Consider the following 24188-nt stretch of genomic DNA (forward strand, 5'->3'; position numbering starts at 1 on the left):
TGGCACGCTGTTGAGTTCTCAAGGAACGGACGCTTCCTTTGTACTCACCCGAGAGACTCTCTCAGGCTTTCCTCCGGGCGCTTCCCTTCGGTCTTACGTTTCCGACTCTATCAGATCTTTGCGATCCGATTTCCTCGGTGCTTTCCAGGTTCTCGCTTTCGCGTTTCCCTTTCCGGCGGTTCCGACTTTATCAGAAGTTCCGAGCCGGTCTGACCGGCCGTTCATTTCCGATTCATCGGGAGAGTGCTTCGCCGAATTCAATGATCCGGGAGGAAGCAAATAGATACTATCGGCTGCCCTCTGGGGTGAACCCATCTCCAGGCAACTGTTCGAATCTACCTCCCCGCTCGCTCCGTGTCAACGGCTCTTGCGGGAACGAAGAGGACACTAGCAGCTCACTGGGGGCGGACGCACATCAGGCGGCCGTCGGCACGGTGGCGCTGCGCTCGGCCGCTTCGACGTCGCCCGTGTCGCCGGCGCGCACGGCACGTCCGCCCAGGACATAGACGTAGGCGAGGAAGGCCAGCTCGGCGACGACTCCGATGGTGATGCGGGCCCAGGTGGGCAGGCCGGACGGGGTGACGAAGCCTTCGATGGCGCCGGAGACGAACAGGACCAGGGCGAGGCCGATCGCCATGCCGATGGCGGCTCGGCCCTCTTCGGCGAGGGCGATGCGCCGGGTGCGCGGGCCCGGGTCGATGAGGGTCCACCCGAGACGCAGGCCGGTGCCCGCGGCCACGAAGACGGCGGTCAGTTCGAGCAGGCCGTGAGGCAGGACGAGACCGAGGAAGGTGTCGAGGCGGCCGGCCGACGACATCAGGCCGAAGCCGACTCCCAGGTTGAGCATGTTCTGGAACAGGATCCAGATGACCGGCAGACCCAGGAAGACGCCCAGGATCAGGCAGAGCGCGGCGGCCCAGGCGTTGTTCGTCCAGACCTGTGCGGCGAAGGAGGCCGCGGGGTGGCTGGAGTAGTACGTCTCGTACTGGCCGCCGGGGCGGGTGAGCTCCCGCAGTTCGCTGGGTGCCGCGATGGTGGCCTGGACTTCCGGGTGGGTGCCGATCCACCAGCCCAGGAGCGCCGCGACGGCCGTCGACAGGAGTGCGGTGGGGACCCACCAGTGGCGGGCCCGGTACACGGCGGCGGGGAAGCCGTGTGTCAGGAAACGGGTGACGTCGCGCCACGAGGCCCGGCGGGTTCCTGTCACGGCACTGCGCGCGCGTGCCACCAGTTGGCTGAGCCGTCCGGTCAACTGCGGGTCCGGTGCGCTGGACTGGATCAGGGAGAGGTGGGTGGCCGTGCGCTGGTAGAGGGTGACGAGTTCGTCGGTCTCGGCGCCGGTCAGTCGGCGCTGGCACCGGAGCAGGTCGTCGAGGCGGTCCCACTCCGCTCGGTGGGCGGAGACGAAGACGTCGAGGTCCATCGGTGTGCCTGCTCCTCGGCTATCGTCGGCGGCTCGTCGTGGATCAGCTTGTCGTACTGCGGCGCGGTGCGTCCTCAGCTTGGCAGACTGGCGGGGACGGGGGCAGTCAGGGGAAGGGCGGCAGGCGTGAGTGAGCTGGTGACGGGCGAGGCGGTGGCGTTGGAGCTGCGCCCCGCGAGGCTGCCCAGCAGGGCGCTGGCCGTCCTGCTCGATCTGGCGGTGGCCGTGGCCGTCTATGTGGCGGTGACCGTCGCGCTGGTGGCTTCCACGGCCTCCCTGGACATGGCGGCGCAGACCGCGCTGTCGATCGCGGCCTTCGTTCTCGTCCTGGTGGGCGGTCCTATCGCGGTGGAGACGCTCAGTCATGGGCGGTCGCTGGGGAAGATGGCGTGCGGTCTGCGGGTGGTGCGGGACGACGGCGGGCCGATCCGGTTCCGGCACTCGCTGGTGCGGGGCTTGATCGGGGTGATCGAGATCCTCATGACGTTCGGCGTCGTCGCCTGCATCGCCTCGCTGGTGTCGGCGCGGGGGCGGCGGCTCGGTGATGTGTTCGCGGGGACTCTGGTCGTGCGGGAACGGGTGCCGGTCTCGCCGGCGGGCTTCGTGCCGCCGCCACCGCCGTGGCTGGCGGGGCGGTTCTCGGGGCTCGACCTGTCCGCGGTACCCGATGATCTGTGGCTCGCCGTGCGTCAGTACCTGACGCGGATGGGGCAGCTGGATCCCCGGGTCGGCTGGGCCATGGCGGAACGGCTCGCCGTCGATGTGGCGGCTCGCACGGGCGCTCCCCGGCCGCAGGAGGTTCCGCCGGCCGCCTATCTGGCGGCGGTGATGCAGGAGCGGCAGGCCCGGGAGGCCCGGCGGGCGTTCGGAGGAACGTACGCGGCCGGGGGGCCGTACGCGGTCGGGGGGTCCGCGGTGGAAGCGCCCATGACTCCTCCCGCGCCGGGATCCTCAGTGACACCGCCGGTGCGGCCGCCGGAGGCGCGTCCCGCGGTGCCGCCGACCGCGCCCTCCCGTGGCGTCCGGCCCGAGGTGTCGCGGGAGGCGCCCTCGGACGGCCGCACCGGCACCGGCTTCGTACCACCGGCGTAGGCCGGGCGGACTGCGCCCGGGCGGTCCCGCGGCGCGTGTCGCCCGATGTCGCTCACGGGAACACGGACGGCGGTGACTCCAGGTCCTCCAGCTCGATGCCGGGGGCCGCGAGCACGACGTCGCCGGCGATGTGCACGGCGTGCTGCTCCCCCGTGTCCAGGGCTGTGACCTGGTACTCGTCCACGGTGAGCGGGCCGTTGTCAGTGGCGTGTGTTTGTCTGTCGAGCAAGGCCCAGGACTGGTCCACGGTGAGCGGGGCGAGGACCGGGTCCGTGAGGGCGACAAGGCGTACGCGGGTGGCCGATCCGGAGGGGGTGAGGCGCAGGAGACGGGTGGCGGCGACGAGGAAGGCCGGGGACGTGCCGGTGAAGGCGTGGGCGCGCGCATTGCCTTCGGTGGCGTGGTTCCCGGTGGGGTCGGTGCGGACCCAGGTGACGCCGTCGATGGCCGCACCGCGCACTTGCCAGCTTGCGGCATGGAGTTCGAGGCGGATGGGGCGGCCGAGTTCGTCGAGGGCGAGGTCGACGGAGCCCAGGTGGTCTCCGGTGGACGTGGTCAGCCGGGAGACGTAGCGCCAGCCGGAGGGGCCGGGGGCGCACTGGAAGTGTTCTTCCGCGAGGGGGGTGTGGTCGTGCGGATCGTGGAGCGAATAACGGCCGCGGGGCATGGTGGTCCTGGGTGGTGACGGGCTGCTGGTCCGGCCGCTGAGGCGCCGACGGGGCAGGCCCCCGGCACGGGGGTGCGGGGGCCTGTCTCGGAGGAGCCGGCAGCAGGCGGGGGGCGTCTGTGCACGGACGCACCCCCGTCGGCTGCGACGCGGGCTTGCTCAGTAGCGGTAGTGGTCCGCCTTGTACGGGCCCTCGACCTTGACGCCGATGTAGTCGGCCTGCTCCTGGCGGAGCGTGGTCAGCTTGACGCCGAGGGCGTCGAGGTGGAGCCGGGCGACCTTCTCGTCCAGGTGCTTGGGCAGCACGTAGACGTCGGTCGGGTACTCGTCGGGCTTGGTGAACAGCTCGATCTGGGCCAGGGTCTGGTCCGCGAAGGAGTTGGACATCACGAACGACGGGTGACCGGTGGCGTTGCCCAGGTTCAGCAGGCGGCCCTCGGACAGCACGATGAGGACCTTGCCGTCGGGGAAGGTCCAGGTGTGGACCTGCGGCTTGACTTCGTCCTTGACGACGCCGGGGATCTTGGCGAGGCCGGCCATGTCGATCTCGTTGTCGAAGTGGCCGATGTTGCCGATAATCGCCTGGTGCTTCATCTTGGCCATGTCCGCGGCCATGATGATGTCCTTGTTGCCCGTCGTGGTGACGAAGATGTCGGCCTTGTCGACGACCTCGTCCAGCGTCGTGACCTGGTAGCCGTCCATCGCCGCTTGGAGGGCGCAGATCGGGTCGATCTCGGTGATGATCACCCGGGCGCCCTGACCGCGCAGGGACTCCGCGCAGCCCTTGCCCACGTCGCCGTAGCCGCAGACGACGGCGGTCTTGCCGCCGATGAGGACGTCGGTGGCGCGGTTGATGCCGTCGATCAGGGAGTGGCGGCAGCCGTACTTGTTGTCGAACTTCGACTTGGTCACCGCGTCGTTGACGTTGATCGCCGGGAACAGCAGGGTGCCGTCGCGGTGCATCTCGTACAGGCGGTGGACGCCGGTCGTCGTCTCCTCGGTCACGCCGCGGATCTCGGACGCCAGCTGGGTCCACTTCTGCGGGCTCTCGCTCACCGTGCGGGTGAGGAGTTCGAGGATGACGCGGTGCTCGTCGGACTCGGCGGTGTCGACCGAGGGGACCTTGCCGTCCTTCTCGTACTCGACGCCCTTGTGGACGAGGAGGGTGGCGTCACCACCGTCGTCCAGGATCATGTTCGGGCCGCCGGTGGGGGTGTTCGGCCAGGTCAGCGCCTGCTCCGTGCACCACCAGTACTCCTCCAGCGTCTCGCCCTTCCAGGCGAAGACCGGGACGCCCTGCGGGTTGTCGGGCGTGCCGTTCGGACCGACGGCGATGGCGGCGGCCGCGTGGTCCTGGGTGGAGAAGATGTTGCAGGAGGCCCAGCGGACCTCGGCGCCCAGGGCGACCAGGGTCTCGATGAGTACGGCGGTCTGCACCGTCATGTGCAGGGAGCCGGTGACGCGGGCGCCGGCGAGGGGCTGGGCCTCGGCGTACTCCTTGCGGATCGCCATCAGGCCCGGCATCTCGTGCTCGGCGAGGGTGATCTCCTTGCGGCCGAACGCGGCCAGGGAGAGGTCGGCGACCTTGAAGTCCTGTCGGTTGTCGACAGTCGTCATTGCGAGCTGCTCCTCGGGTTGGGTCGAGGTGGGTACGGCTGACATCTGCGCGGCGGCGGACACAGGGGTGCCCCGAAGAGGACACAGGCATGCCCGCGTGCGCGCAGCGCAGTCCGTCGGAGGCCCTCTCTCCCTCGGCCGGTCCGTACCGGACCGCCCGACCGCCATCAGCAGCGACGTCTGGCTCCGTCCCAAGCTACACCGGTGGCGCCCGCCGTCCCCAGTCCGCCTCCGAACACTTCCGGACGTTCACGAAGCGTTACGGCTTCGACGGGGGCGGAAGCCGACGGGGCCCGCCGAGTGGATCGGCGGGCCCCGTGGGTGTGGCGGGTGCGGGTGTCAGTGGGCGGCGGGCGGCGTGCTCGGGCCGCCGGGGGTCGCCTCGCGGTCGGGGCCCTTGGTCGCCTCGGACTCGCTGTAGATGTCCGGTTCCAGGTAGATGACGCGGGCGATCGGAACGGCCTCGCGGATACGGGCCTCGGCGGCGTCGATGGCGGAGGCGACCTCGGTGGCCGTGCCGTCGTGGCGGACGGCGATCTTGGCGGCGACGAGGAGCTCCTCGGGGCCGATGTGGAGCGTGCGCATGTGGATCACGCCGGTGACCGTGTCGCCGGCGACGATCGCGGACTCGATCCGCTGGACCGCCTCGGTGCCGGCGGCCTCGCCGAGCAGCAGGGACTTGGTCTCGACGGCCAGCACCAGCGCGATCACGATGAGCAGCACGCCGATGCACAGGGTGCCGATGCCGTCCCAGACGCCGTCACCGGTGAGCAGGGCCATGCCGACTCCGCCGAGCGCGAGGATCAGGCCGACCAGGGCACCGAGGTCCTCCAGGAGGACGACCGGCAGTTCGGGGGCCTTGGAGTGGCGGACGAACTCCTTCCAGGACTTCTTCCCGCGCAGGACGTTGGACTCCTTGATGGCGGTCCGGAAGGAGAAGGTCTCGGCGATGATCGCGAAGACCAGGACGCCCACCGGCCAGTACCAGTGCTCGATCTCGTGCGGGTGCTTGATCTTCTCGTAGCCCTCGTAGAGGGCGAACATGCCGCCGACCGAGAAGAGCACGATGGAGACGAGGAAGGCGTAGATGTAGCGCTCGCGGCCGTAGCCGAACGGGTGTTGGGGGGTGGCCTCGCGCTGGGCGCGCTTGCCGCCGAGGAGCAGAAGTCCCTGGTTGCCGGAGTCGGCGAGGGAGTGCACGGACTCCGCGAGCATCGACGACGACCCGCTGAAGAGGAACGCCACGAATTTCGCCACCGCGATCGAGAGGTTGGCGAGCAGTGCCGCCACGATCGCCTTGGTCCCGCCTGACGCGCTCATGTGTCGCGTTGTCCCTTCGCCTTCGTCTACGTCCGTACGCCGGTGCGGGCTCGGCCGGTTGCCGGCTTCGCCCCTCCTTCGCGGTGCGCCATTGTTGCAGCCCTAGCGGGCCCCGAGGTGCCGGATGCCCCGTCGTACGCCCGTCAGACCTGCCTCAGGCCTGTGTCAGACGAGGACGGTGGCCCTGAAGAGCGTGCCGGCGCCGGACACTCCGGCCTTTTCGCCTGCCGGGACGAAGACGGACCGGCCGGGGGCCAGTTCGTGTTCGCCCGCCCGTACGGTGCCCGCCGTGCAGAGCAGGATCTGCGGGGTGGGCAGGGTGAGGTCGTGGACGCCGGAGCCCTCCGGGAGGACGTACCGGGACAGGCGGAACTCGTCGATCGGGGTGTCGTAGACCTCCTCGCCGTCGGGGGACGCCTCCGGGCGGAGGATGCCGGGGTCGCCGGCCTCGAAGCGGACGATGCGCAGGAGTTCGGGGACGTCGACGTGCTTGGGGGTCAGGCCGCAGCGCAGGACGTTGTCGGAGTTGGCCATGATCTCGACGCCGAGGCCGTCGAGGTAGGCGTGCGGGATGCCGGCGCCGAGGAACAGGGCCTCGCCGGGCTGGAGCCGGACGTGGTTGAGGAGCAGGGCGGCGAGGACGCCGGGGTCGCCCGGGTAGTGGTGGGCGATGCCGGCGTAGGGCGCGTAGGCGCCGCCGAGGCGGTCGCAGGCGGCCGCGGTCTCGGTGACCGTGCGGGACATCTCCTCGGGGTCGGCGGTGAGGATCGCGGTGAGGACCTCGCGCAGGGCGGCGTCCTCGGGATGCGCGCGCAACAGGTCGACGTAGGGCTTGAGGGAGGCGATGCCGAGGCCGTCGAGCAGGTCGGCCGTCTCGGCGGGGGCGCGGAAGCCGCACAGGCCGTCGAACTCGGTGAGGGCGCAGATCAGTTCGGGCTTGTGGTTGGCGTCCTTGTAGTTGCGGTGCGGGGCGTCCAGGGGGACGCCCCGGCGCTCCTCGTCCTCGTAGCCGGCCTTGGCCTGGGCGAGGTCGGGGTGGACCTGGAGGGAGAGCGGGGCGCCGGCGGCGAGGAGTTTGAGGAGGAAGGGCAGCCGGGGGCCGAACTTGGCCGCGGAGGCGGTGCCCAGTTCCTTCTCGGGGTCGGCGTCGATGACCTCGGCGAGGGTGCCCCGGCCGGTGCGGGAGGGTGCGCCGGGGTGGGCTCCCATCCACATCTCCGCCTGCGGTTCGCCGGTCGGCTCGGTCCCGAGCAGGGTCGGGATCGCGGTGGTGGAACCCCAGGCGTAGGGGCGGACGGTGTTGTCGAGGAGGTCCATGGGCTCTCTCTGCCGGTGCGTGCGCGGTGCGTTTCCTGGTACGTGGCGCCGGTGGGTGGCGCTGGTACGTACGAGATGGTGCGTACGGGATCAGGCGCGCGAGGCGAGCGCCAGGTAAACGGCGGCGAAATCCGTGATGGCGATCAGTTCCGCGAGGGTCTCCAGTTCGCCGCCCTCTTCGGGTTCCAGTTCGCTGATCGGCGTGTCGTGGCCGAGGGCCAGGTCGCGGGCGCCGGGGGCGGCGGTGAGGCCGCCGCTGGGGCGGTCGCGGAGGAGCACCACGCGCGCGTGCAGGGCGGGTGCCTCCTCGACGCGGTCGCGGAAGAAGTCGTCGGGGTCGGCTCCGGCGGCGAGTCGGCCGGCGAGCAGGGCGCTGTGCGCGGCGAGCGCCTCGGGCAGTTCGGCGACGACGGCCGGGGTGCCGGCCAGCTCGGCGAGCGCGGCGGCGAAGCGGCGGCCCGCCGGTCCGGCCGAGGTGCCCTCGGTCCAGACGACCGGCAGGGTGTCGGCCAGCTCGGACGCCAGGGTCTTGGCCGGGTTGCTGTAGGTCACGGTGGCGGGTCCGCAGCGTTCGGCGATGCGGTCGAGGCGGTCGGCGACCTTCTCGATGGCCTCGGGCGGCGCTTCGAGCAGGGCGGTGCGGTCCAGCAGCGCGAGGAGCGGGGTGAGCAGCGCCCACAGGACGCCGGGGGCGGCACCGGCGAGGGGCTCGTCGTGGTCGTAGGGGGCGGTCGCCATCGGGATGAACAGGCCGTGGGAGGCGTTCACCGACTCGCTGAGCGGGGAACGGGCGGGGGCTACGGCTACGACGGTGCATCCCCGGCGGTAAGCCTGTTCGGCGAGCAGGGACAGGCCCGGTTCGGTTCCGTCGGGGGTGGCGATCAGCAGGAGGTCCACGGAGCCGGCCCAGCCGGGCAGTTCCCAGCGCAGGGCGCCCGCAGCGGGGGCGACGCCGGTGGGGGCGAGGCGGGTGACGGGGCTGCCGGCGCCTGCGAGGGTGCCGAGGAGGTCGGCGGCCTGGGTCGCGGCGGCGCCGGGGCCGGCGATCAGGACGGCGCGGGGGCGCCCGTCCGGCTTGAGGTTGCCGACTCCGGCCTCGGCGGCGTGCCGGGCGGCGGTGCGCACACGGGCACCTGCCTCGGCGGCGCCGCGGAGCAGGCCGCGGCGGTCGGCCTCGGTGAGTCGCTCCGGGGCGTCGAGCAGCGATTCGTCGAGCATGGCGGCAGTCTCCGATCGCCGGATGCGTTTGTTCGGGTGCGTGCGCGAGGTGGCCCGGCCGCGGGGCGGCCGTCGGTCACTCGGGCGGCGGGCCTCGGTTATCCGGGGCGGCGGGCCTCGTCGACGAGGAGGACGGGGATGTCGTCGCGGACCGGGTACGCCAGGCCGCAGTCCTGGCCGGTGCAGATCAGCTCGGCGTCCTGCTCCTTGAGGGGGGCGTGGCAGGCCGGGCAGGCGAGGATCTCCAGGAGGCCGGCTTCGAGCGGCATGGGAATTCCCTTCGGGGCGGATCGGCTTGTGCGGATGTGCTGGTCAGGGTACCGCCGGACGAGGACGTGTGTCGGGCCGTACGACGGGCGGGCACCCGGCGTCGGTGCCAGGGGGTGGGTCGCGCGGACCGGCGGTCGCGGGGTGCGCCGCGCCCACCCGTGCCTCCCCCCTGCGACACGACTGCCCGCGGCTACGAGCGGATGATCGCCAGCGCCTCGTCCCGGATCTTCGTCATCGTCGCCTCGTCGCGGGCCTCCGCGTTCAGGCGCAGCAGGGGCTCCGTGTTGGAGGGGCGGACGTTGAACCACCAGTCGGCCGTCGTGACGGTGAGGCCGTCCAGGTCGTCCAGGGTGACGTCGTCACGGCCCTCGTACGCGGCCCTGATCGCGGCGAGGCGGGCCGCCTGGTCGGTGACGGTGGAGTTGATCTCGCCGGAGCCGGCGTAGCGGTCGTACTGGGCGACGAGGTCGGACAGTGTGCCCTGCTGGCCGCCGAGGGCGGCGAGGACGTGGAGGGCGGCCAGCATGCCGGTGTCGGCGTTCCAGAAGTCGCGGAAGTAGTAGTGCGCGGAGTGCTCGCCGCCGAAGATGGCGCCGGTCCTGGCCATCTCGGCCTTGATGAAGGAGTGGCCCACGCGCGTGCGTTCCGGTGTGCCGCCGTTCTCCTTCACGACCTCCGGCACGGACCAGGAGGTGATCAGGTTGTGGATGACCGTGCCCGTGCCGCCGTTGCGGGCGAGTTCGCGGGCGGCCACGAGAGCGGTCACCGCGGACGGGGAGACCGGGTCGCCGTTCTGGTCGACGACGAAGCAGCGGTCGGCGTCGCCGTCGAAGGCGATGCCGAGGTCGGCGCCCTCCTCTCGGACCCGCTTCCGCAGGTCGACGAGGTTGGCCGGGTCGAGCGGGTTGGCCTCGTGGTTGGGGAACGTGCCGTCGAGTTCGAAGTACATCGGCACGAGTTCGACGGGCAGGCCGGCGAAGACCGAGGGGACCGTGTGGCCGCCCATGCCGTTGCCCGCGTCGACGACGACCTTGAGGGGGCGGATGGCCGTGAGGTCGACGAGGGAGCGCAGGTGGGCCGCGTAATCGGCGAGCGTGTCGCGCCGGGTGACGGTGCCGGGGCGGGACGCGGGCTCCGGGGCGCCGGAGTCGCTCCAGCGCTCCACGAGGGCGCGGATCTCGGCGAGGCCGGTGTCCTGGCCGACCGGGGCGGCGCCCGCGCGGCACAGCTTGATGCCGTTGTAGCGGGCCGGGTTGTGCGAGGCCGTGAACATGGCGCCCGGCAGGTTCAGCGCGCCGGAGGCGTAGTACAGCTGGTCGGTGGAGCACAGGCCGATCTCGGTGACGTCGGCGCCGCGGGCCGCCGCCCCGCGCGCGAAGGCGCCGGACAGCCCGGGGGACGAGGGCCGCATGTCGTGGCCGACCACGATGGCGCGCGCGCCGGTCAGCTCGACGAACGCCGCGCCGAACAGCTCGGCCAGCGACTCGTCCCACTGGTCCGGCACCACACCGCGTACGTCGTACGCCTTCACGATCTGCGACAGATCAGCAGCCACGGCCAACCTTCCTGGAAGTCCTGTCGGAGCCCACAAACTACCCGCAACCACCGACCGGGCGTCGGGCGGTTCCCGAAGGTCAGGGCAGGGTCAGGGCAGCATCCAGCCCAGGACCGGCGTGGACTGCCCGACCACGATCAGGCACATCACCAGCAGCAGCCCCAGGCTCCAGGGCAGCACCTTGCGCAGCAGGTCGCCCTCGCGGCCCGCGAGGCCGACGGCCGCGCAGGCGATGGTGAGGTTCTGCGGGGAGATCATCTTGCCGAGGACCCCGCCCGAACTGTTGGCGGCGGCGAGCAGCTCGGGGGACAGGCCGGACTCCCGCGCGGCGGTCACCTGGAGGGCGCCGAAGAGCGCGTTGGCCGAGGTGTCGGAGCCGGAGACGGCGACGCCGAACCAGCCGAGCACCGGGGAGAGGAAGGCGAGTCCGGCGCCGGCCGCCGCGACGAAGTGGCCGATGGTGGCGGCCTGGCCGGAGAGGTTCATGACGTAGGCGAGGGCCAGCACGGAGGTCACGGTGAGGATCGCGAACCGCAGTTCGTGCACGGTCGCGAGCCACTCCTTGACCGCCGCGCGCGCGTGCACGCCGAGGACGACGGCCGTGGCCAGGCCGGCGAACAGGACGAGCGTGCCGCCGGTGGAGACGATCGGCCAGGAGAAGACGTTGCCGCCCACCGGAACGCCCTCGGGGCCGGCCACGTCCAGGAACGGCCAGTCGTACGTCCGGGTCGCCTGCGCCAGCCGGTCCTTGACCGCGGGGATCTGCGCCACGGAGAAGATCGCGACGATCAGCGCGTACGGCGCGTACGCCCGCACGACCTCGCGCCGGGGGTCCCGCTCGTCCAGTTCCTCGCTGCGTACGCCGGTCAGGACGGACGCCCGTACGGGCTCGGCGGCGGGCCTGCGGGCCTGGGGTACGGCGACCAGGGCGGCCGCGCCCAGCAGGGCGGCGCCGATGTCGGCGAGCTGGGCCGAGACGTAGTTGGCGGCGGCGAACTGGGCGACGGCGAAGGCGGCACCGCAGGCCATCGCGGGCACCCAGGTCTCGCGCAGCCCGCGCCGCCCGTCGACCAGGGCGACCAGCAGCAGCGGGACGACGAGGGCCAGCAGGGGCGTCTGGCGGCCCACCACGGAGGCGACGTCGTCCAGCGGAAGTCCGGTGACCTGGGCCAGCGTCACCACGGGGGTGCCCATCGCGCCGAAGGCGACCGGCGCGGTGTTGGCGACCAGGGAGACGACCGCCGCGCGCACGGGGTCGAAGCCGAGGGCCACGAGCATGACCGAGCAGATCGCGACGGGCGCCCCGAACCCGGCGAGGGCCTCCAGCAGGGCGCCGAAGCAGAAGGCGACGACCAGGGCCTGGATGCGCGGGTCGTCGGAGAGCCGTCCGAAGGAACGGCGCAGGATGTCGAAGTGCCGGGTGCGGACGGTCATCCGGTAGACCCACAGGGCGTTCACGACGATCCACAGGATGGGGAAGATCCCGAACACGGCGCCCTGGACGGCGCTGGAAGCCGTCTGGTCCAGCGGCATGCCGTAGGCCAGCCAGGCGACGAGTACGGCCGCCAGGAGGCCCGTGAGACCCGCCAGATGCGCCTTCATGCGGACGCCGCCCAGCAGGACGAGGACGATCACCAGGGGCAGGGCCGCCACCAGGGCGGACAGGCCCAGCGAACCGGCGACTGGTTCCAGTTCCTGGACATACACGGGCGCCTCCCGGGATTCCGCCATGCGAAAGCGGTTTCTCGCTGCTTCCGGAATGGTCGTGTCCGCGACAAGGAGGCGTCAATGGGTGTGCGGCGACGGATGACGGCGGAAGTGACTGACGTGGCGGGGGCGGTTGAGGTGACTCAGTTGTCCGGCGAGCGCAGGACGCGCAGGTGGCCGCGGCGCGCGACCTCCATCGGGTCGGCCGTCCGGGGGCCGCCGCCGGACCCGGTCGCGCGGTCCTGGGGGCGGGCCGCCTCGCGGACCGCGTTGGCGAGCGCTTCCAGGTCGTCGCCGCTGGGGCGGGCCGGGGCCGAGCCGTCGAGCAGGCGGACGACCTCCCAGCCGCGCGGGGCGGTGAGGCGCTCGGAGTGCTCGGCACACAGGTCGTAGCAGTGGGGTTCGGCGTAGGTGGCGAGCGGGCCGAGGACCGCGGTCGAGTCGGCGTAGACGTACGTCAGCGTCGCGACGGCGGGACGGCCGCAGGCGGTGCGCGAACAGCGACGTACAGGGCTCACGATGTTGGACGGTACCGCACTCTTGAGCGGGCCGCGAAGACTCTCCACCGGGTCACACCACCGTGTCGTGGTGTGAAACGCCCCACAGGGCCCTCTGAACGCACCTCGTTGACCTGCACGGATGTCCGTTTCCGGGAGGCCGGACGGCTCCGGTGGCGGTCGCGAACCGATACGAACAGCGACATTTGGCTTGAGTTCGACGGTCGCGGAGAGATACGGAATCGAGCCCAACCTTGGCTGGAATGGTCATCCGGCGACATGCCGTACGAGGTGTCCCGGCGCTGTCCGGTGTGCGTGTGCGGTCCGGCGCGGGGCACCGGCGGGGACTACCCTTCACCAGTGATGGACAACCCCCTGACACCCCGTGACGCAGGCCGCCCGGGGCCCCGCCGTCGTGATCGCCACGGTCGGGGCATGCGCGGCCCGGTCGCACCGCCGCAGGTACCGCTCGCCGCGAGCCGCGGTGAGGTGTTCGCGGACCTGGTGCAGGACTCCGTGGAGCGCCTGGAGCGGCGTTGGCCGCAGCTCGCCGACATCGACTTCCTCGTCCTGGACGTGCCGAGGCCGGACGCCGCCACCGGCGATGCCTGGAACGACGAGACGGTTCCGCTCGGGGGGACGGTGCCCTCGCAGGACGGGCGGCGCGGGCGCGTGGTCGTGTACCGGCGGCCGGTCGAGATCCGGACCAAGAGCCGGGACGAGCGGGCGGCACTCGTGCACGAGGTCGTCGTCGAGCAGGTCGCGGAGTTGCTGGGGCTGACGCCGGAGACCGTGGATCCCCGGTACGGGGAGGACTGAGCGGGCCTGCGGGGGCGTGGCGCAGTGGTCCGGTCCCTGCCCTGTGCCCGGCGCCGGTGCAGGGCGGGGCGCACGGCCCGGCGCCGCGGGGTGCCGCCGCGCCCACCCGTGCCGCCCCGGGCGGCACGTATGCCCGCGCTCTGGACCTTGTGATCGCCGCTACTGCTGGAGTACGGACAGGTCCTCGTCCGCGTTCGGAACCGAGACCGTTCCCCGGTCGTCGGGGAGGGTCTGGACGGTGAAGGACGCCACGTCGTCGTCCTCGCCGGTCAGGGTGCGGGACGCGTACACCGGGCCGCCCGAGACGGTCTCGACCGTCAGCGCGTAGGCGCCCTTGAGGCCGGCGGGGACGGGTGCCTCGACGTTCTGGGTCGTGCCGCCCTTGATCGTGTACGTCTTGGTCGCCGCCGTACCGCCCTCGGTGCCCGCCGAGGCCGTGACCCTGACCTTCGCGGCCTCTCCGGTGGCGGCCAGGGACAGCGTCGTGCGCTCGGCGCGGTTGTCCGCGGACGTCGCGCGCGCACCGACCGGGTCGGCGGCCGGAATGAACGCCGATTCCTGTTCGCCGCCCTTGCCCCGCACGACCCGGACCGCCGCCACGACCGGCACGGACCCGCCGGTCGGCGTCAGCACCAGTGATCCCGCCTCGCCGCGCGTGACGTCGCCGAGGTCGACGCCCGTCGTCATGCCCGCCTTGACGTGCACCGTCTCGTGCCCGGCGGGCGTGATCGACCCGGACGGCGAGGCGAGCCGCACCTTCAGGTCGGCGTCGGTGCCACCGGGCGTGAACAGCACCAGGCGTACGGCTGTGGCGTCCTTGGGGATGCCCGGCAGTACGAGGTCGCCCGCCGGGTCCGCGGCCGCGGTCAGCCAGTCGCCGCCGGTCTTGTCGTCCAGGGCCTGCACCGCGGCCCCGACGCGCCCGCTGCGCACGCCGACGTGCACGGTGACGTCGGTCTGCTCCACGTCGCTGAGGGTGGACAGCAGGAGGGACTCGCTGGCGTGCGGCGGCACGGTGATGCCCTCCCCCACCGTGGACTTCAGGGCTCCGTCCTTGCCGTAGAGCTCGATGTCGACGACGGCCGCCGAGTCGTCGGGGTTCGTCAGGTGCACGTAGTCGGTGCGGTCGGTCGCCGTGCTGGCGCCCGGGAACCAGAACTCCGTGTCCGGGGCGGTGCAGTTGACGCCCTGCAGTCCCCGGCCCGTCCCGGCGGCGACCTCGGTGGTCTGCTGGACCGTCCAGCCGGGCGCGTAACCGCCCTCGGCGGTGCCGATCAGCGCGGGTGTGTCCGCGCCGGAGGTGCTGCCGGTGACCGGCGTGCCGGGCGCCTTGGGCTGTACGACGGGCTTCTCGGTCTTCTTCCCGCCCTCGGGGGTCCCGGCGACGAGTGCGGCCTCGCCCTTCTCTTCGGCGCCCTCCGTGACGGGCGTGAAGGACGTGTACGACGTCTCGGCGAGATCGGAGGTGCTGGGCGCCGGGCACAGCAGGCTGGTGCGCTCCACGGGCAGCCGGGCGGCCGGCCGGGCGGTGTCCGCACCGGTGGCGTCCGGTGTGGACACCGCCGCGAATCCGGTGATCGCGGCGAGCGCGGTCGCGCCGGCGAACAGGGACAGGGTGGTGCGCTTCACTGCTGGCTCCCGTCGGGACGCTCACTGCCCGTGCCGTGGGGGTCGTGGGGCTGGGAAGGGTCGTACGGCGTGTCGTAGCCGGCCTGGCCGTACGCCTGGTCGTAGGCGGGGTCGTACGTGCCGGCCCGGGTCGGGTCGCCGTAGGCGTACGGGTCGTACTGACCCGCCTCGTACTGACCGGCCTGGTCGCCCTGGTAGCCGTCCGCCTGGTGCTGCTGCCCGTACGCGCCCGGGTCGTACTGCTGGGCGCCCTGGTACTGCTCGCCGCCGTACGTGCCGTAGGAGTTGTACTCGGCACCGGCGTACCCGGCCGAGTCCCACTGGCCGTACGCCGGCTGCCGCGGAACCGGCGCGGGTGCCTCCGCGGGCGAGGCGGGTGTTCCGGAGGCGTCCGCGGCCTCGGTCGCCGGCTCGCTTCCCGCCTCGGCCTCCGCCTCGGCCTGGGCCCGCAGTCGCCTGGCCCGGCGGCCTTCGCCCTCGACGGCCACCGCGGGGACGAGCGGCTCGTCGGGCAGGTCGTCGTCGACATCGCGGCGCCTGCCGGGCAGGGCGAGGACGACCAGGACGACGGCGAGGATGCCCTGGGCCCACAGCCAGACGGTGTGGGTGAGCGGGGCGTCGTAGGTGACGTCCAGCTTTCCGCCGGCGGCGGGGAGTTCGAAGCCCTGGGCCCAGCCGTCGACCGTGGTGCGGGTGAGCGGTTCGCCGTCCAGGGTGGCCGTCCAGCCCTCGGCGGCGGTGTCGGCGAGGCGCAGTACGCGGCCGTCGGAGCCGGCCGGGATCTCGGTGTGGATCTCCACGGGTCCGGCCGCGACGGGCCGCGGCTCCTCGGCGCCTGAGTCGGCGCCCGAGTTCTCGCCGGACACGATGGTCGCGCGCGCGACCTCCTGGTCCACCCGCCACAGTCCACTGCCGTCCTGCTGGCTCAGCCGGCTCAGACCGGGCGTGGCGTCCAGGACGCGGGTGACCTCGCGGGGCGCTCCCTTGTGCACGAGGACGTAGCGCACGGCGAAGCCGCCGAGCTGGTCGGCCTGGTCGGCGCCGGAACCGGCCACGAGGTTGGCGACGGTCTTGTCGAGTCCGCTGTTCCCGCCGTCTCCGGCGGCCAGTTCGCCGTCGCCGAGGCGGGCTCCGGACCCGCGCACCAGCATGTAGTTCACGTGGGCCGGGGAGTCGCTGTCGAGGACGAGGGTGCGGGCCTGGTCGCGGGTGCGGCTCTCCTCGGCGACGAACGCGGGCACCTGGACGGGATCGCGTCGCTCCAGGGGACCGTCGGCGCCCCCGATCATCCAGCCGGCGGCGGCGATCAGCGGGCCGACGGCCGAGGCGAGGGCGATCAGGGCGGCGACGGGCTGGCGCCAGCCGAAGCTCTGCTCGGCCACGCGCGAGCGTGCCCCGTCGGCGCCGAGGGTCGCGGCGGACAGCAGGGCGATGCCGTAGACGAGGGTGGCGGGCCCGGCCCAGGCGGAGCGGTTGGAGAGGACCGCGAAGACCAGCGCGACCAGGGCGACGGCCCAGGCCGTGCGGACGCCCAACTGCCGCTCCGAGCGCAGCAGTGCGGCCAGGGCGGCCAGCACGATGCCGATGAGGATCAGCCCGCCGACCGTGCCGGGGCCGCCGGGGCTCGCTCCGAGCAGGTCGAGGGCGGAGGCAGCCGAGGAGCCGTACTCCAGTCCGGCCTCGTCGAGGAAGCCGAACGGGAGCAGCGTCAGCGACCAGGGGGCGAGGAGCAGCAGGGGGGTGCCCAGCTGGGCGAGGAAGCGCGGTCCGTACGCCGTGATGTCGCCCCTGCGCAGGGCCAGGACGCCGACGCCGAGGAGCAGCGCGATGGGCCACACGACGGGTGTGAAGGCGGTGGTGATGGTCAGCAGCAGCGCGTACGCCCAAGTGGCGCGCCAGCTGCCACGGGTGCCGGACGAGCGCGTCAGGCCTGCCGCCGCGGCGCCCGCGCGCGCGATGAGCGGCAGCAGCACGGCGAGGACGGCGGTGCCGATGCGGCCGCCGGCGAGCGCGCCGGTGGCGGCGGGCAGGAAGGCGTAGGCGACGGCCGCCCACGCGCGCAGCAGCCGGGAGGTGACGAGCGGCCGGGAGGCGAAGTACGCGGTGACGCCGGCCAGGGGCACCGAGCAGACCAGCAGCAGGGTGACGGCCAGTCCGGTGGAGCCCAGCAGTACGGAGGCGAGCGTGGCGACGATCGCGAGGTAGGGCGGTGCGGAGGCGATGCCGCCGGTGCCCACGGTGTGCCAGGCGTCCGCGTACCGCGACCACAGCTCGCCGGCGCCGGCCGGGGCGGGCAGCAGCGCGCCGCCCGCCAGGGCGCCGCCGCCGAGCAGCGCGCGGCAGGCGGCCAGCGAGACGAACAGCAGCACCAGGAAGAGCACCGGCCCGGGCTTGCGGGCGATGCGCTTGAGGCGGGCGAACTGCTCGATCTCCAGGAAGTCGGCGTCGTCGCCGCCGGGTCCGGACTCGATGCCGCCGCCGTGCCGCCCGGCGCCGGTGGCCGTCTCGGCGTCGGAGCTGCCGACGAGGTTGCCCGCGACCTGTTCGACGGTCACGCGGATGGTCGCGCCCGGGGGCGGGAACAGGGGGCGCAGTTCGTCCTTCTCGACCTGCGGACGGCCGCGTTCGCGCCGGCCGGCGAGGATGCGCTCGGGGCGCAGCAGGACCCCGAGCAGGCCGCGGATCTCGTCGACGGCCTGTCCGGGGACCTTGCCGACGAGGTAGGCGAGGGTGCGCAGCAGGGTGCCCACGACGATGCGCAGGAGCACCCAGGGCAGGGCGGCCGTACGGACGTTGACGAGGAGGGTGTGGACGGCGCCGGCCTTGTCCACCTTGTGCGGGGACGCGGTGGTGCGGCCCGCGCAGTCGACCGCGCGGCGTTCGCGGGAGGCGGCCTCCGCGTGGCGTACGACCGCCTCGGGAGCGACGAGGACGCGGAGTCCGGCGGCGTGCGCGCGCCAGCACAGGTCGACGTCGTCGCGCATCAGGGGCAGCCTGCGGTCGAACCCGCCGAGCCGCTCGAAGACGTCGCGCCGGATCAGCATGCCCGCGGTGGACACCGACAGGACGGACCGGACGTGGTCGTGCTGGCCCTGGTCCTGTTCGCGACGGTCCAGGCCGGTCCAGCGGCGGCCGGAGTTGGCGATGGAGACGCCGACCTCCAGCAGTTGCCGGCGGTCGTACCAGCCGCGGAGCTTGGGGCCCACCACGGCGACGTCGTCGCGGCCGAGTTCGTACTCGTTGTCCACGACGCGCAGCAGCTGGGCGAGGGCGTCGGGTTCGGGGGCGCAGTCGTCGTGCAGCAGCCACAGCCACTGCACCGGCTCTCCGTGGGGAAGCTCCGGCAGGTCGTAGGTGTCGTCGCGCCAGGTGCGCGTGACGGGGTCCCAGCCGCTGGGCCGCCTCAGGTACGCCAGGTCGTCCGGGGTGAGGACGGGGGCGGTGCGGGCGGCCTCCTCGACGGCCTGGCCGAAGCCGGTGCGCCGGGCGAGGTGGAGCACGCGGTCGTCGCCGAGGGCGTCGGTGACCAGCCGGGCGGAGTCGTCGGCGCTGCCGGTGTCGGCGGCCACGGCGTACTGGACGGGGCGCTCCTGGCCGAGCAGCCCGGCGAGCGCGTCGGGCAGCCAGCGGGCTCCGTCGTGGGCGACGAGGACCGCCGTCACCACATGACGCGGGAACTCAGGTGTGGCAGCGAGGTCTTGCTGGGCTGCCGTGTGGCTGTGCACGGACATCGAGGTACGGGCCCCGGTTCGGTGGACTGCGGTGGACGCCCGTGCCTGTTGGGGGTGGCGGGGCGTCTCGGACGAGCGCCCACACTATCGGCTGGCAGGGCGACGGCCCGCCGCCTGTGGACAACCCACCCGCGAGGGGCCGTTCCCGCCGTTGTGTACGCGGGGTGGTGCTGTACGTGCGGAGCACGCGCCGTCCGTCGGACGGCGGGTCGGGCGGCGGGTCAGACGGCGGCCTTCTTCAGGCGGCGGCGCTCCCGCTCGGACAGGCCGCCCCAGATGCCGAAACGCTCGTCGTTGGCAAGGGCGTACTCGAGGCACTCGGAGCGGACCTCGCAGGCGAGGCAGACCTTCTTGGCCTCCCTGGTGGAGCCGCCCTTCTCGGGAAAGAAGGACTCGGGGTCGGTCTGGGCGCACAGTGCGCGCTCCTGCCAGCCGAGTTCCTCGTCCGCGTCGTCGACCAGCAGTTGCTGCACCAGCTCGGTCATGTGCGCCCCTCGTCTGTCTTTCGCGTCCCCGTGATCTAGCCGTTACCGATTCCGGCTGAACGACACGAGTGAAATTACAAGTGTGCTGCTCCGGGCGAGTCAAGCCGAGATCTGCTATTGGGCCCCTTATTCACTCTGCGGAACCAAGGCCAAGCGGAAAGTGTTCAAATCGGCCTAAACCTCGACATACCAATGAGGGACCCAAGGACACCCGACCCGCGTGGAGCCCGCACCAGGAAGGACGCCCGAGCGTTCGATCCCGTTCCGATACACACGCCGAAGCGAACCTGATCACATTCGGATCACGGGATCGCAACGGGGGTTGTGCGCCCGGCTTGTGCGCCATGTGTCCCGGAAGCCCCCTGAGCAAACCTTTCCCCTGCGAGGTGAACCGGATGAGGTGAAACATGTCCCACATAACGGGCACCGAGTTGACAGTGCTGGTGTGAACCGCTGTCCTTGTGGGCATGCTCGCGAACTTGGCGCTCACCTCGACCCGCACCGCCGGGTCCCACGGTGCTGCCCGCGCTCGCTGTAGCTGTTGTTGCTGTTCCAGCTGTTGAGCCAACCGCGTTCCGGCTGTCCGAGTCCACGCGACTCGTGTCTTCACTGCCCGCCCCACCAGGGCGTTCTCCCTCTTCCTTCTTCGCCTCCCGCACTCTTCCGCCGAGGACCCACCGCACCCATGAACAGCGACAGCGACCTCCAGATCGCCGGCGACATCCTCGAAGTCCCCCACCTCCTGCAGGCACCGCGCGAGCACCCGGCCACCGTCGCCGAGTTCGCCGGCCTCGCCCGGTCCATCGCCGCCGACCGGTCCGAGTGGGAGCACCTCGTCCGGTACGACGCGACGACACGCTGGTACCACCGGCTGCGCACCGGCCCCGGCTACGAGGTCTGGCTGCTGTCCTGGCTGCCCGGCCAGGGCAGCGGACGCCATGACCACGGCCCCTCCTCCGGCGTGCTGACCGTCCTGGACGGCACCCTGACCGAGCACACGGAGCGCGGCACGCGCGTGTTGCGGGCGGGAGCCCAGAGGGTGTTCGCGCCGGGGTACGTGCACGAGGTGGTCAACGACGCGCTGGAGCCGGCGGTCAGCCTGCACGTCTACTACCCGGGGCTGACGGACATGCCGATGCACTCCGCACAGTGCTCGGGTGCCGGCGCCGATCCCCGAGCCGTGACGACTGCCTGACACGGTGTCGTACCCGCCTGCGAGACTGGGGCCATGCGCATTGTGGTTCTGGCAGGCGGCATCGGCGGTGCCCGGTTCCTGCGTGGTCTGAAGCAGGCCGCGCCGGACGCGGACATCACGGTCATCGGCAACACCGGGGACGACATCCACCTCTTCGGGCTGAAGGTCTGCCCGGACCTCGACACGGTGATGTACACGCTCGGCGGCGGCATCAACGAGGAGCAGGGCTGGGGACGGGCCGACGAGACCTTCCATCTCAAGGAGGAACTCGCGGCGTACGGCGTCGGACCCGAGTGGTTCGGCCTCGGCGACCGCGACTTCGCCACGCACATCGTGCGGACGCAGATGATCACCGCCGGTTTCCCGCTCAGCGCGGTGACGCAGGCGCTGTGCGACCGCTGGAAGCCCGGCGTGCACCTCATTCCGATGACCGACGACCGCGTGGAGACGCACGTCGCCGTCGAGCTGGACGGGGAGCGCAAGGCGGTCCACTTCCAGGAGTACTGGGTACGGCTGCGGGCCTCGGTCCCGGCCGAGGCGGTCGTGCCGGTCGGCGCCGAACAGTCGAAGCCGGCGCCCGGTGTCCTGGAGGCCATCGCGGAGGCGGACGTGATCCTCTTCCCGCCCTCCAACCCGGTCGTCTCGGTCGGCACGATCCTCGCCGTGCCCGGCATCCGGGAGGCGATCGCCGACGCCGGGGTGCCGGTGGTGGGCCTGTCCCCGATCGTCGGGGACGCGCCCGTGCGCGGGATGGCCGACAAGGTGCTCGCGGCGGTCGGCGTGGAGTCCACGGCGGCCGCGGTCGCCGAGCACTACGGCTCGGGACTGCTCGACGGCTGGCTGGTCGACACGGTCGACGCGGAGTCCGTCACGCGCGTCAAGGCGGCCGGCATCCTCTGCCGCGCCGTACCGCTGATGATGACCGACCTCGACGCGACGGCGCAGATGGCCCGTGAGGCGCTGACGCTGGCCGAGGAGGTGCGGGAGGCGTGAGTGACGGCGTGCGTGACGGCGGGTCCGGCCCCGGGGAGGGTTACCGGGTGTGGGCCGTTCCCGGTCTGCCGGAGGTGCGGCCGGGTGACGACCTGGCCAAGCTGATCGCGGCGGCCGAGCCCGCCCTCGCCGACGGGGACGTGCTGCTCGTCACGTCCAAGATCGTGTCCAAGGCCGAGGGCCGTGTCGTGGCGGCCACCGACCGGGAGGCCGCGATCGACGCGGAGACCGTGCGGGTGGTGGCCCGGCGCGGCGCGCTGCGCATCGTCGAGAACCGCCAGGGCCTGGTCATGGCGGCGGCCGGGGTCGACGCCTCCAACACGCCCTCCGGGACGGTGCTGCTGCTCCCCGAAGACCCGGACGCCTCCGCGCGCGGCATCCGCGCCGGACTGCGCGACGCGCTGGGCGTGGACATCGGCGTGGTCGTCACCGACACCTTCGGGCGGCCCTGGCGGGCCGGACTCACGGACGTGGCCATCGGCGCCGCCGGCGTCCGTGTCCTCGACGACCTGCGCGGGGGCACGGACGAGCACGGCAATCCGCTGGGCTCCACCGTCGTCGCCACCGCCGACGAACTCGCCGCCGCGGGCGACCTGGTCAAGGGGAAGGCCGCCGGGCTGCCCGTCGCCGTCGTGCGCGGACTGCCGCGGGTGGTGGCCGACGACGACGGCGAGGGCGCCCGGGCGATGGTGCGCGGCGCGCGCGACGACATGTTCCGGCTGGGCACGTCGGAGGCGGTCCGGCAGGCGGTCACCCAGCGCCGTACGGTACGGGCCTTCACGGACGAGCCGGTCGACCCCGGTGCCGTGCGCCGGGCGGTGGCGGCCGCCGTGACCGCACCGGCGCCGCACCACACCACGCCGTGGCGGTTCGTGCTGCTGGAGTCGGCCGGGTCCCGGACCCGGCTGCTGGACGCGATGCGGGACGCCTGGATCGCGGACCTGCGGCGGGACGGCAAGAGCGAGGAGTCGATCGCCAAGCGAGTCCGGCGCGGTGACGTCCTGCGGAACGCGCCGTATCTGGTCGTCCCCTGCCTCGTGACGGACGGCTCGCACACGTATGGGGACGCACGGCGCGACGGGGCCGAGCGGGAGATGTTCGTGGTCGCCACCGGCGCCGGCGTGCAGAACCTGCTCGTCGCGCTCGCCGGGGAGCGGCTGGGTTCGGCGTGGGTGTCCTCGACGATGTTCTGCCGGGAGGTCGTACGCGAGGTGCTCGGACTGCCGGCGGACTGGGACCCGATGGGCGCGGTCGCGGTCGGTCACCCTGCCGAGGAGCCCCGGGCACGGCCCGCGAGGGACGCGGAGAGCTTCATCGAGGTGCGGTGAGCCGGACGGGCGAGCCTCTACCCTCGTAGGGACTCCCCCTTTCCTCGCCGTCTCCCTTCTCCTCCCGCCTTCCTCCCGTCCCTCTCCGTCCCTCTCCGTCCCTCTCCGTCTCGAGGACCGCACCCGTGGCAGGACGTTTCGCTCCCCGGCCCTCGCGTACGACTGTGCGCGGCGGGGAGACCGTCGTACCCGCGCACGGTGTGCCTCTCGCCCGGCAGGCCGCCGCGCCGGGGAAGGTACGGGTGCACGTGCCGGACGGGCCGCTGGAGCTGGGGCTGGTCCTCGGGCCGCTGCGGCGGGGGCCGGGCGACCCGACGTTCCGCACGATGCCGGACGGTTCGGTGTGGCGGGCCAGCCGGACACCCGCCGGGCCGGGCACGCTGCGGGTCACCGCGCGCGGCGGTGAGGCGCGGGGCGAGGCCTGGGGGCCGGGCGCGGAGTGGCTGCTGGAGCAGCTGCCGCGGATGCTGGGCGCCGACGACGATCCGTCCGCGTTCGTGCCGCGGCACCGGTTGCTGGCGCTGACACGGCACCGGCGGCCGGGGTTGCGGCTGACGCGGACCGGGCTGGTGCTGGAGTCGCTGATCCCGTCGATCCTGGAGCAGAAGGTCACGACGCTGGAGGCGTACCAGGCGTGGCGCCTGCTCGTACGGAAGTACGGGGAACCGGCGCCGGGGCCCGCGCCCGGGCGGATGTGTGTCATGCCGTCGGCGCGGACGTGGGCGCTGATCCCGTCCTGGGAGTGGCACCTGGCCGGGGTGGACAACAAGCGGGCGTCGACGATCCTGCGGGCCGTGCGGGTCGCGGCGCGGCTGGAGGAGGCGGCCGGGATGGAGCCGGCGGCGGCGCGGGAGCGGCTGGAGGTCGTGCCCGGGATCGGGCCGTGGACGTCAGCGGAGACCGTGCAGCGCAGTCATGGGGCGCCGGACGCGGTGACGGTGGGGGATCTGCATCTGCCGGGGATCGTGGGGTTCGCGCTGGGCGGGGACCGGCATGCGGACGACGCCGTGATGCTGCGACTGCTGGAGCCGTATGCCGGGCAGCGGCATCGGGCGGCTCGGCTGGTGTTGCTGAGTGGGCGGGTGCCGGGGCGGCGGGCGCCGCGGATGGCTCCGCGGGGGATTGAGCGGCTCTGACGCCGGTGCGCCGGGTTGCTGGTCCCCCGGTTCGCTGGCCCGACGGTTCGCTGGCCCGACGGTTCGTTGGTCTGCCGGTTCGTTGGTCCGGTGTTCCCGGTTGCGCGGCGTGGGTGTGGAGCGGGGGTGGGTGGCGCGGCCCGGCGCTGCGGGGTGCCTCCCCCACTCTCGGCTTCGCTCGAGCGGGGG

The 24188-nt window shown here is 72.7% G+C and carries 19 protein-coding genes; 6 read left to right on the top strand and 13 right to left on the bottom strand.

Features of this window, described 5'->3' with window-relative positions:
- Positions 1–415: 415 nt before the first annotated feature.
- Complete coding sequence (locus tag ACIQ6R_RS17185; protein ID WP_404222207.1) at positions 416–1423, bottom strand: stage II sporulation protein M; 1008 nt, start codon at positions 1421–1423, stop codon at positions 416–418.
- Positions 1424–1549: 126 nt separating this feature from the next.
- On the opposite strand from ACIQ6R_RS17185, the gene ACIQ6R_RS17190 reads away from it, so the two are divergent.
- Positions 1550–2515 (top strand): RDD family protein, encoded by a 966-nt coding sequence (locus ACIQ6R_RS17190; protein WP_404222209.1) that lies wholly within the window; start codon positions 1550–1552, stop codon positions 2513–2515.
- A gap of 52 nt (positions 2516–2567) precedes the next feature.
- Here the strand turns inward: ACIQ6R_RS17190 and ACIQ6R_RS17195 are convergent, their stop codons facing one another.
- The 9 genes from ACIQ6R_RS17195 to ACIQ6R_RS17235 form a co-directional block, all read right to left on the bottom strand.
- Positions 2568–3182, bottom strand: a complete 615-nt coding sequence (locus ACIQ6R_RS17195) for a hypothetical protein (protein ID WP_404222211.1) — start codon at positions 3180–3182, stop codon at positions 2568–2570.
- A gap of 159 nt (positions 3183–3341) precedes the next feature.
- Positions 3342–4799 carry an adenosylhomocysteinase gene (ahcY, locus tag ACIQ6R_RS17200; RefSeq protein ID WP_404175250.1) on the bottom strand — a complete coding sequence of 486 codons (1458 nt, stop codon included), beginning with the start codon at positions 4797–4799 and terminating at the stop codon, positions 3342–3344.
- Between the two features lie 339 nt (positions 4800–5138).
- Positions 5139–6119, bottom strand: coding sequence for a cation diffusion facilitator family transporter (locus ACIQ6R_RS17205; RefSeq protein ID WP_404175253.1), 981 nt, complete (start codon positions 6117–6119; stop codon positions 5139–5141).
- Between the two features lie 165 nt (positions 6120–6284).
- On the bottom strand, positions 6285–7436 hold the full coding sequence (gene manA / locus ACIQ6R_RS17210) for a mannose-6-phosphate isomerase, class I (RefSeq protein ID WP_404222214.1): 1152 nt from the start codon (positions 7434–7436) through the stop codon (positions 6285–6287).
- Between the two features lie 90 nt (positions 7437–7526).
- Positions 7527–8654 carry an SIS domain-containing protein gene (locus ACIQ6R_RS17215; protein WP_404175259.1) on the bottom strand — a complete coding sequence of 376 codons (1128 nt, stop codon included), beginning with the start codon at positions 8652–8654 and terminating at the stop codon, positions 7527–7529.
- Positions 8655–8752: 98 nt separating this feature from the next.
- On the bottom strand, positions 8753–8923 hold the full coding sequence (locus ACIQ6R_RS17220; RefSeq protein ID WP_404175262.1) for a Trm112 family protein: 171 nt from the start codon (positions 8921–8923) through the stop codon (positions 8753–8755).
- Between the two features lie 191 nt (positions 8924–9114).
- Entirely contained in the window at positions 9115–10479 is a 1365-nt protein-coding gene (locus tag ACIQ6R_RS17225; RefSeq protein WP_404222216.1) for a phosphomannomutase/phosphoglucomutase, read from the bottom strand.
- 90 nt (positions 10480–10569) lie between these two features.
- Complete coding sequence (locus tag ACIQ6R_RS17230; RefSeq protein ID WP_404222668.1) at positions 10570–12186, bottom strand: L-lactate permease; 1617 nt, start codon at positions 12184–12186, stop codon at positions 10570–10572.
- A gap of 143 nt (positions 12187–12329) precedes the next feature.
- Complete coding sequence (locus ACIQ6R_RS17235) at positions 12330–12752, bottom strand: DUF3499 domain-containing protein (RefSeq protein ID WP_404222218.1); 423 nt, start codon at positions 12750–12752, stop codon at positions 12330–12332.
- 294 nt (positions 12753–13046) lie between these two features.
- On the opposite strand from ACIQ6R_RS17235, the gene ACIQ6R_RS17240 reads away from it, so the two are divergent.
- Complete coding sequence (locus tag ACIQ6R_RS17240; protein WP_404175271.1) at positions 13047–13502, top strand: metallopeptidase family protein; 456 nt, start codon at positions 13047–13049, stop codon at positions 13500–13502.
- Positions 13503–13661: 159 nt separating this feature from the next.
- Here ACIQ6R_RS17240 and ACIQ6R_RS17245 read toward each other — a convergent pair whose 3' ends face one another.
- The 3 genes from ACIQ6R_RS17245 to ACIQ6R_RS17255 form a co-directional block, all read right to left on the bottom strand.
- Positions 13662–15131 carry a DUF5719 family protein gene (locus ACIQ6R_RS17245; protein ID WP_404222221.1) on the bottom strand — a complete coding sequence of 490 codons (1470 nt, stop codon included), beginning with the start codon at positions 15129–15131 and terminating at the stop codon, positions 13662–13664.
- Positions 15128–18862, bottom strand: a complete 3735-nt coding sequence (locus ACIQ6R_RS17250; RefSeq protein WP_404222223.1) for a glycosyltransferase family 2 protein — start codon at positions 18860–18862, stop codon at positions 15128–15130. Before ACIQ6R_RS17250 ends, ACIQ6R_RS17245 begins: the two co-directional genes overlap by 4 nt.
- Before the next feature lie 221 nt (positions 18863–19083).
- The gene (locus ACIQ6R_RS17255) at positions 19084–19347 is read right to left on the bottom strand and encodes a WhiB family transcriptional regulator (RefSeq protein ID WP_003975777.1); all 264 of its coding nucleotides are present in this window, start codon (positions 19345–19347) and stop codon (positions 19084–19086) included.
- 685 nt (positions 19348–20032) lie between these two features.
- On the opposite strand from ACIQ6R_RS17255, the gene ACIQ6R_RS17260 reads away from it, so the two are divergent.
- From ACIQ6R_RS17260 to ACIQ6R_RS17275, 4 genes are all read left to right on the top strand, one after another.
- Entirely contained in the window at positions 20033–20542 is a 510-nt protein-coding gene (locus ACIQ6R_RS17260) for a cysteine dioxygenase (protein ID WP_404175280.1), read from the top strand.
- Positions 20543–20575: 33 nt separating this feature from the next.
- A complete protein-coding gene (gene cofD, locus ACIQ6R_RS17265) occupies positions 20576–21535 on the top strand; it encodes a 2-phospho-L-lactate transferase (protein WP_404175283.1) in 960 nt (319 codons plus the stop codon).
- 8 nt (positions 21536–21543) lie between these two features.
- Positions 21544–22863 carry a coenzyme F420-0:L-glutamate ligase gene (locus ACIQ6R_RS17270; RefSeq protein ID WP_404222669.1) on the top strand — a complete coding sequence of 440 codons (1320 nt, stop codon included), beginning with the start codon at positions 21544–21546 and terminating at the stop codon, positions 22861–22863.
- Between the two features lie 125 nt (positions 22864–22988).
- Positions 22989–23999 (top strand): DNA-3-methyladenine glycosylase family protein, encoded by a 1011-nt coding sequence (locus tag ACIQ6R_RS17275; protein ID WP_404175286.1) that lies wholly within the window; start codon positions 22989–22991, stop codon positions 23997–23999.
- The last annotated feature ends 189 nt before the right edge of the window (positions 24000–24188 follow it).

The sequence above is a fragment of the Streptomyces sp. NPDC096048 genome (genome assembly GCF_044763415.1).
In the GTDB taxonomy this organism is placed as follows: domain Bacteria; phylum Actinomycetota; class Actinomycetes; order Streptomycetales; family Streptomycetaceae; genus Streptomyces.

What these genes read in the sequence shown, in the direction of transcription:
- ACIQ6R_RS17220 (WP_404175262.1), bottom strand. Translation starts at nt 8,923, where the DNA reads ATGCCGCTCGAAGCCGGCCTCCTGGAGATCCTCGCCTGCCCGGCCTGC.
- ACIQ6R_RS17240 (WP_404175271.1), top strand. Translation starts at nt 13,047, where the DNA reads ATGGACAACCCCCTGACACCCCGTGACGCAGGCCGCCCGGGGCCCCGC.
- ACIQ6R_RS17250 (WP_404222223.1), bottom strand. Translation starts at nt 18,862, where the DNA reads ATGTCCGTGCACAGCCACACGGCAGCCCAGCAAGACCTCGCTGCCACA.
- ACIQ6R_RS17185 (WP_404222207.1), bottom strand. Translation starts at nt 1,423, where the DNA reads ATGGACCTCGACGTCTTCGTCTCCGCCCACCGAGCGGAGTGGGACCGC.
- ACIQ6R_RS17215 (WP_404175259.1), bottom strand. Translation starts at nt 8,654, where the DNA reads ATGCTCGACGAATCGCTGCTCGACGCCCCGGAGCGACTCACCGAGGCC.
- ahcY (WP_404175250.1), bottom strand. Translation starts at nt 4,799, where the DNA reads ATGACGACTGTCGACAACCGACAGGACTTCAAGGTCGCCGACCTCTCC.
- ACIQ6R_RS17205 (WP_404175253.1), bottom strand. Translation starts at nt 6,119, where the DNA reads ATGAGCGCGTCAGGCGGGACCAAGGCGATCGTGGCGGCACTGCTCGCC.
- ACIQ6R_RS17260 (WP_404175280.1), top strand. Translation starts at nt 20,033, where the DNA reads ATGAACAGCGACAGCGACCTCCAGATCGCCGGCGACATCCTCGAAGTC.
- cofD (WP_404175283.1), top strand. Translation starts at nt 20,576, where the DNA reads ATGCGCATTGTGGTTCTGGCAGGCGGCATCGGCGGTGCCCGGTTCCTG.
- manA (WP_404222214.1), bottom strand. Translation starts at nt 7,436, where the DNA reads ATGGACCTCCTCGACAACACCGTCCGCCCCTACGCCTGGGGTTCCACC.
- ACIQ6R_RS17195 (WP_404222211.1), bottom strand. Translation starts at nt 3,182, where the DNA reads ATGCCCCGCGGCCGTTATTCGCTCCACGATCCGCACGACCACACCCCC.
- ACIQ6R_RS17255 (WP_003975777.1), bottom strand. Translation starts at nt 19,347, where the DNA reads ATGACCGAGCTGGTGCAGCAACTGCTGGTCGACGACGCGGACGAGGAA.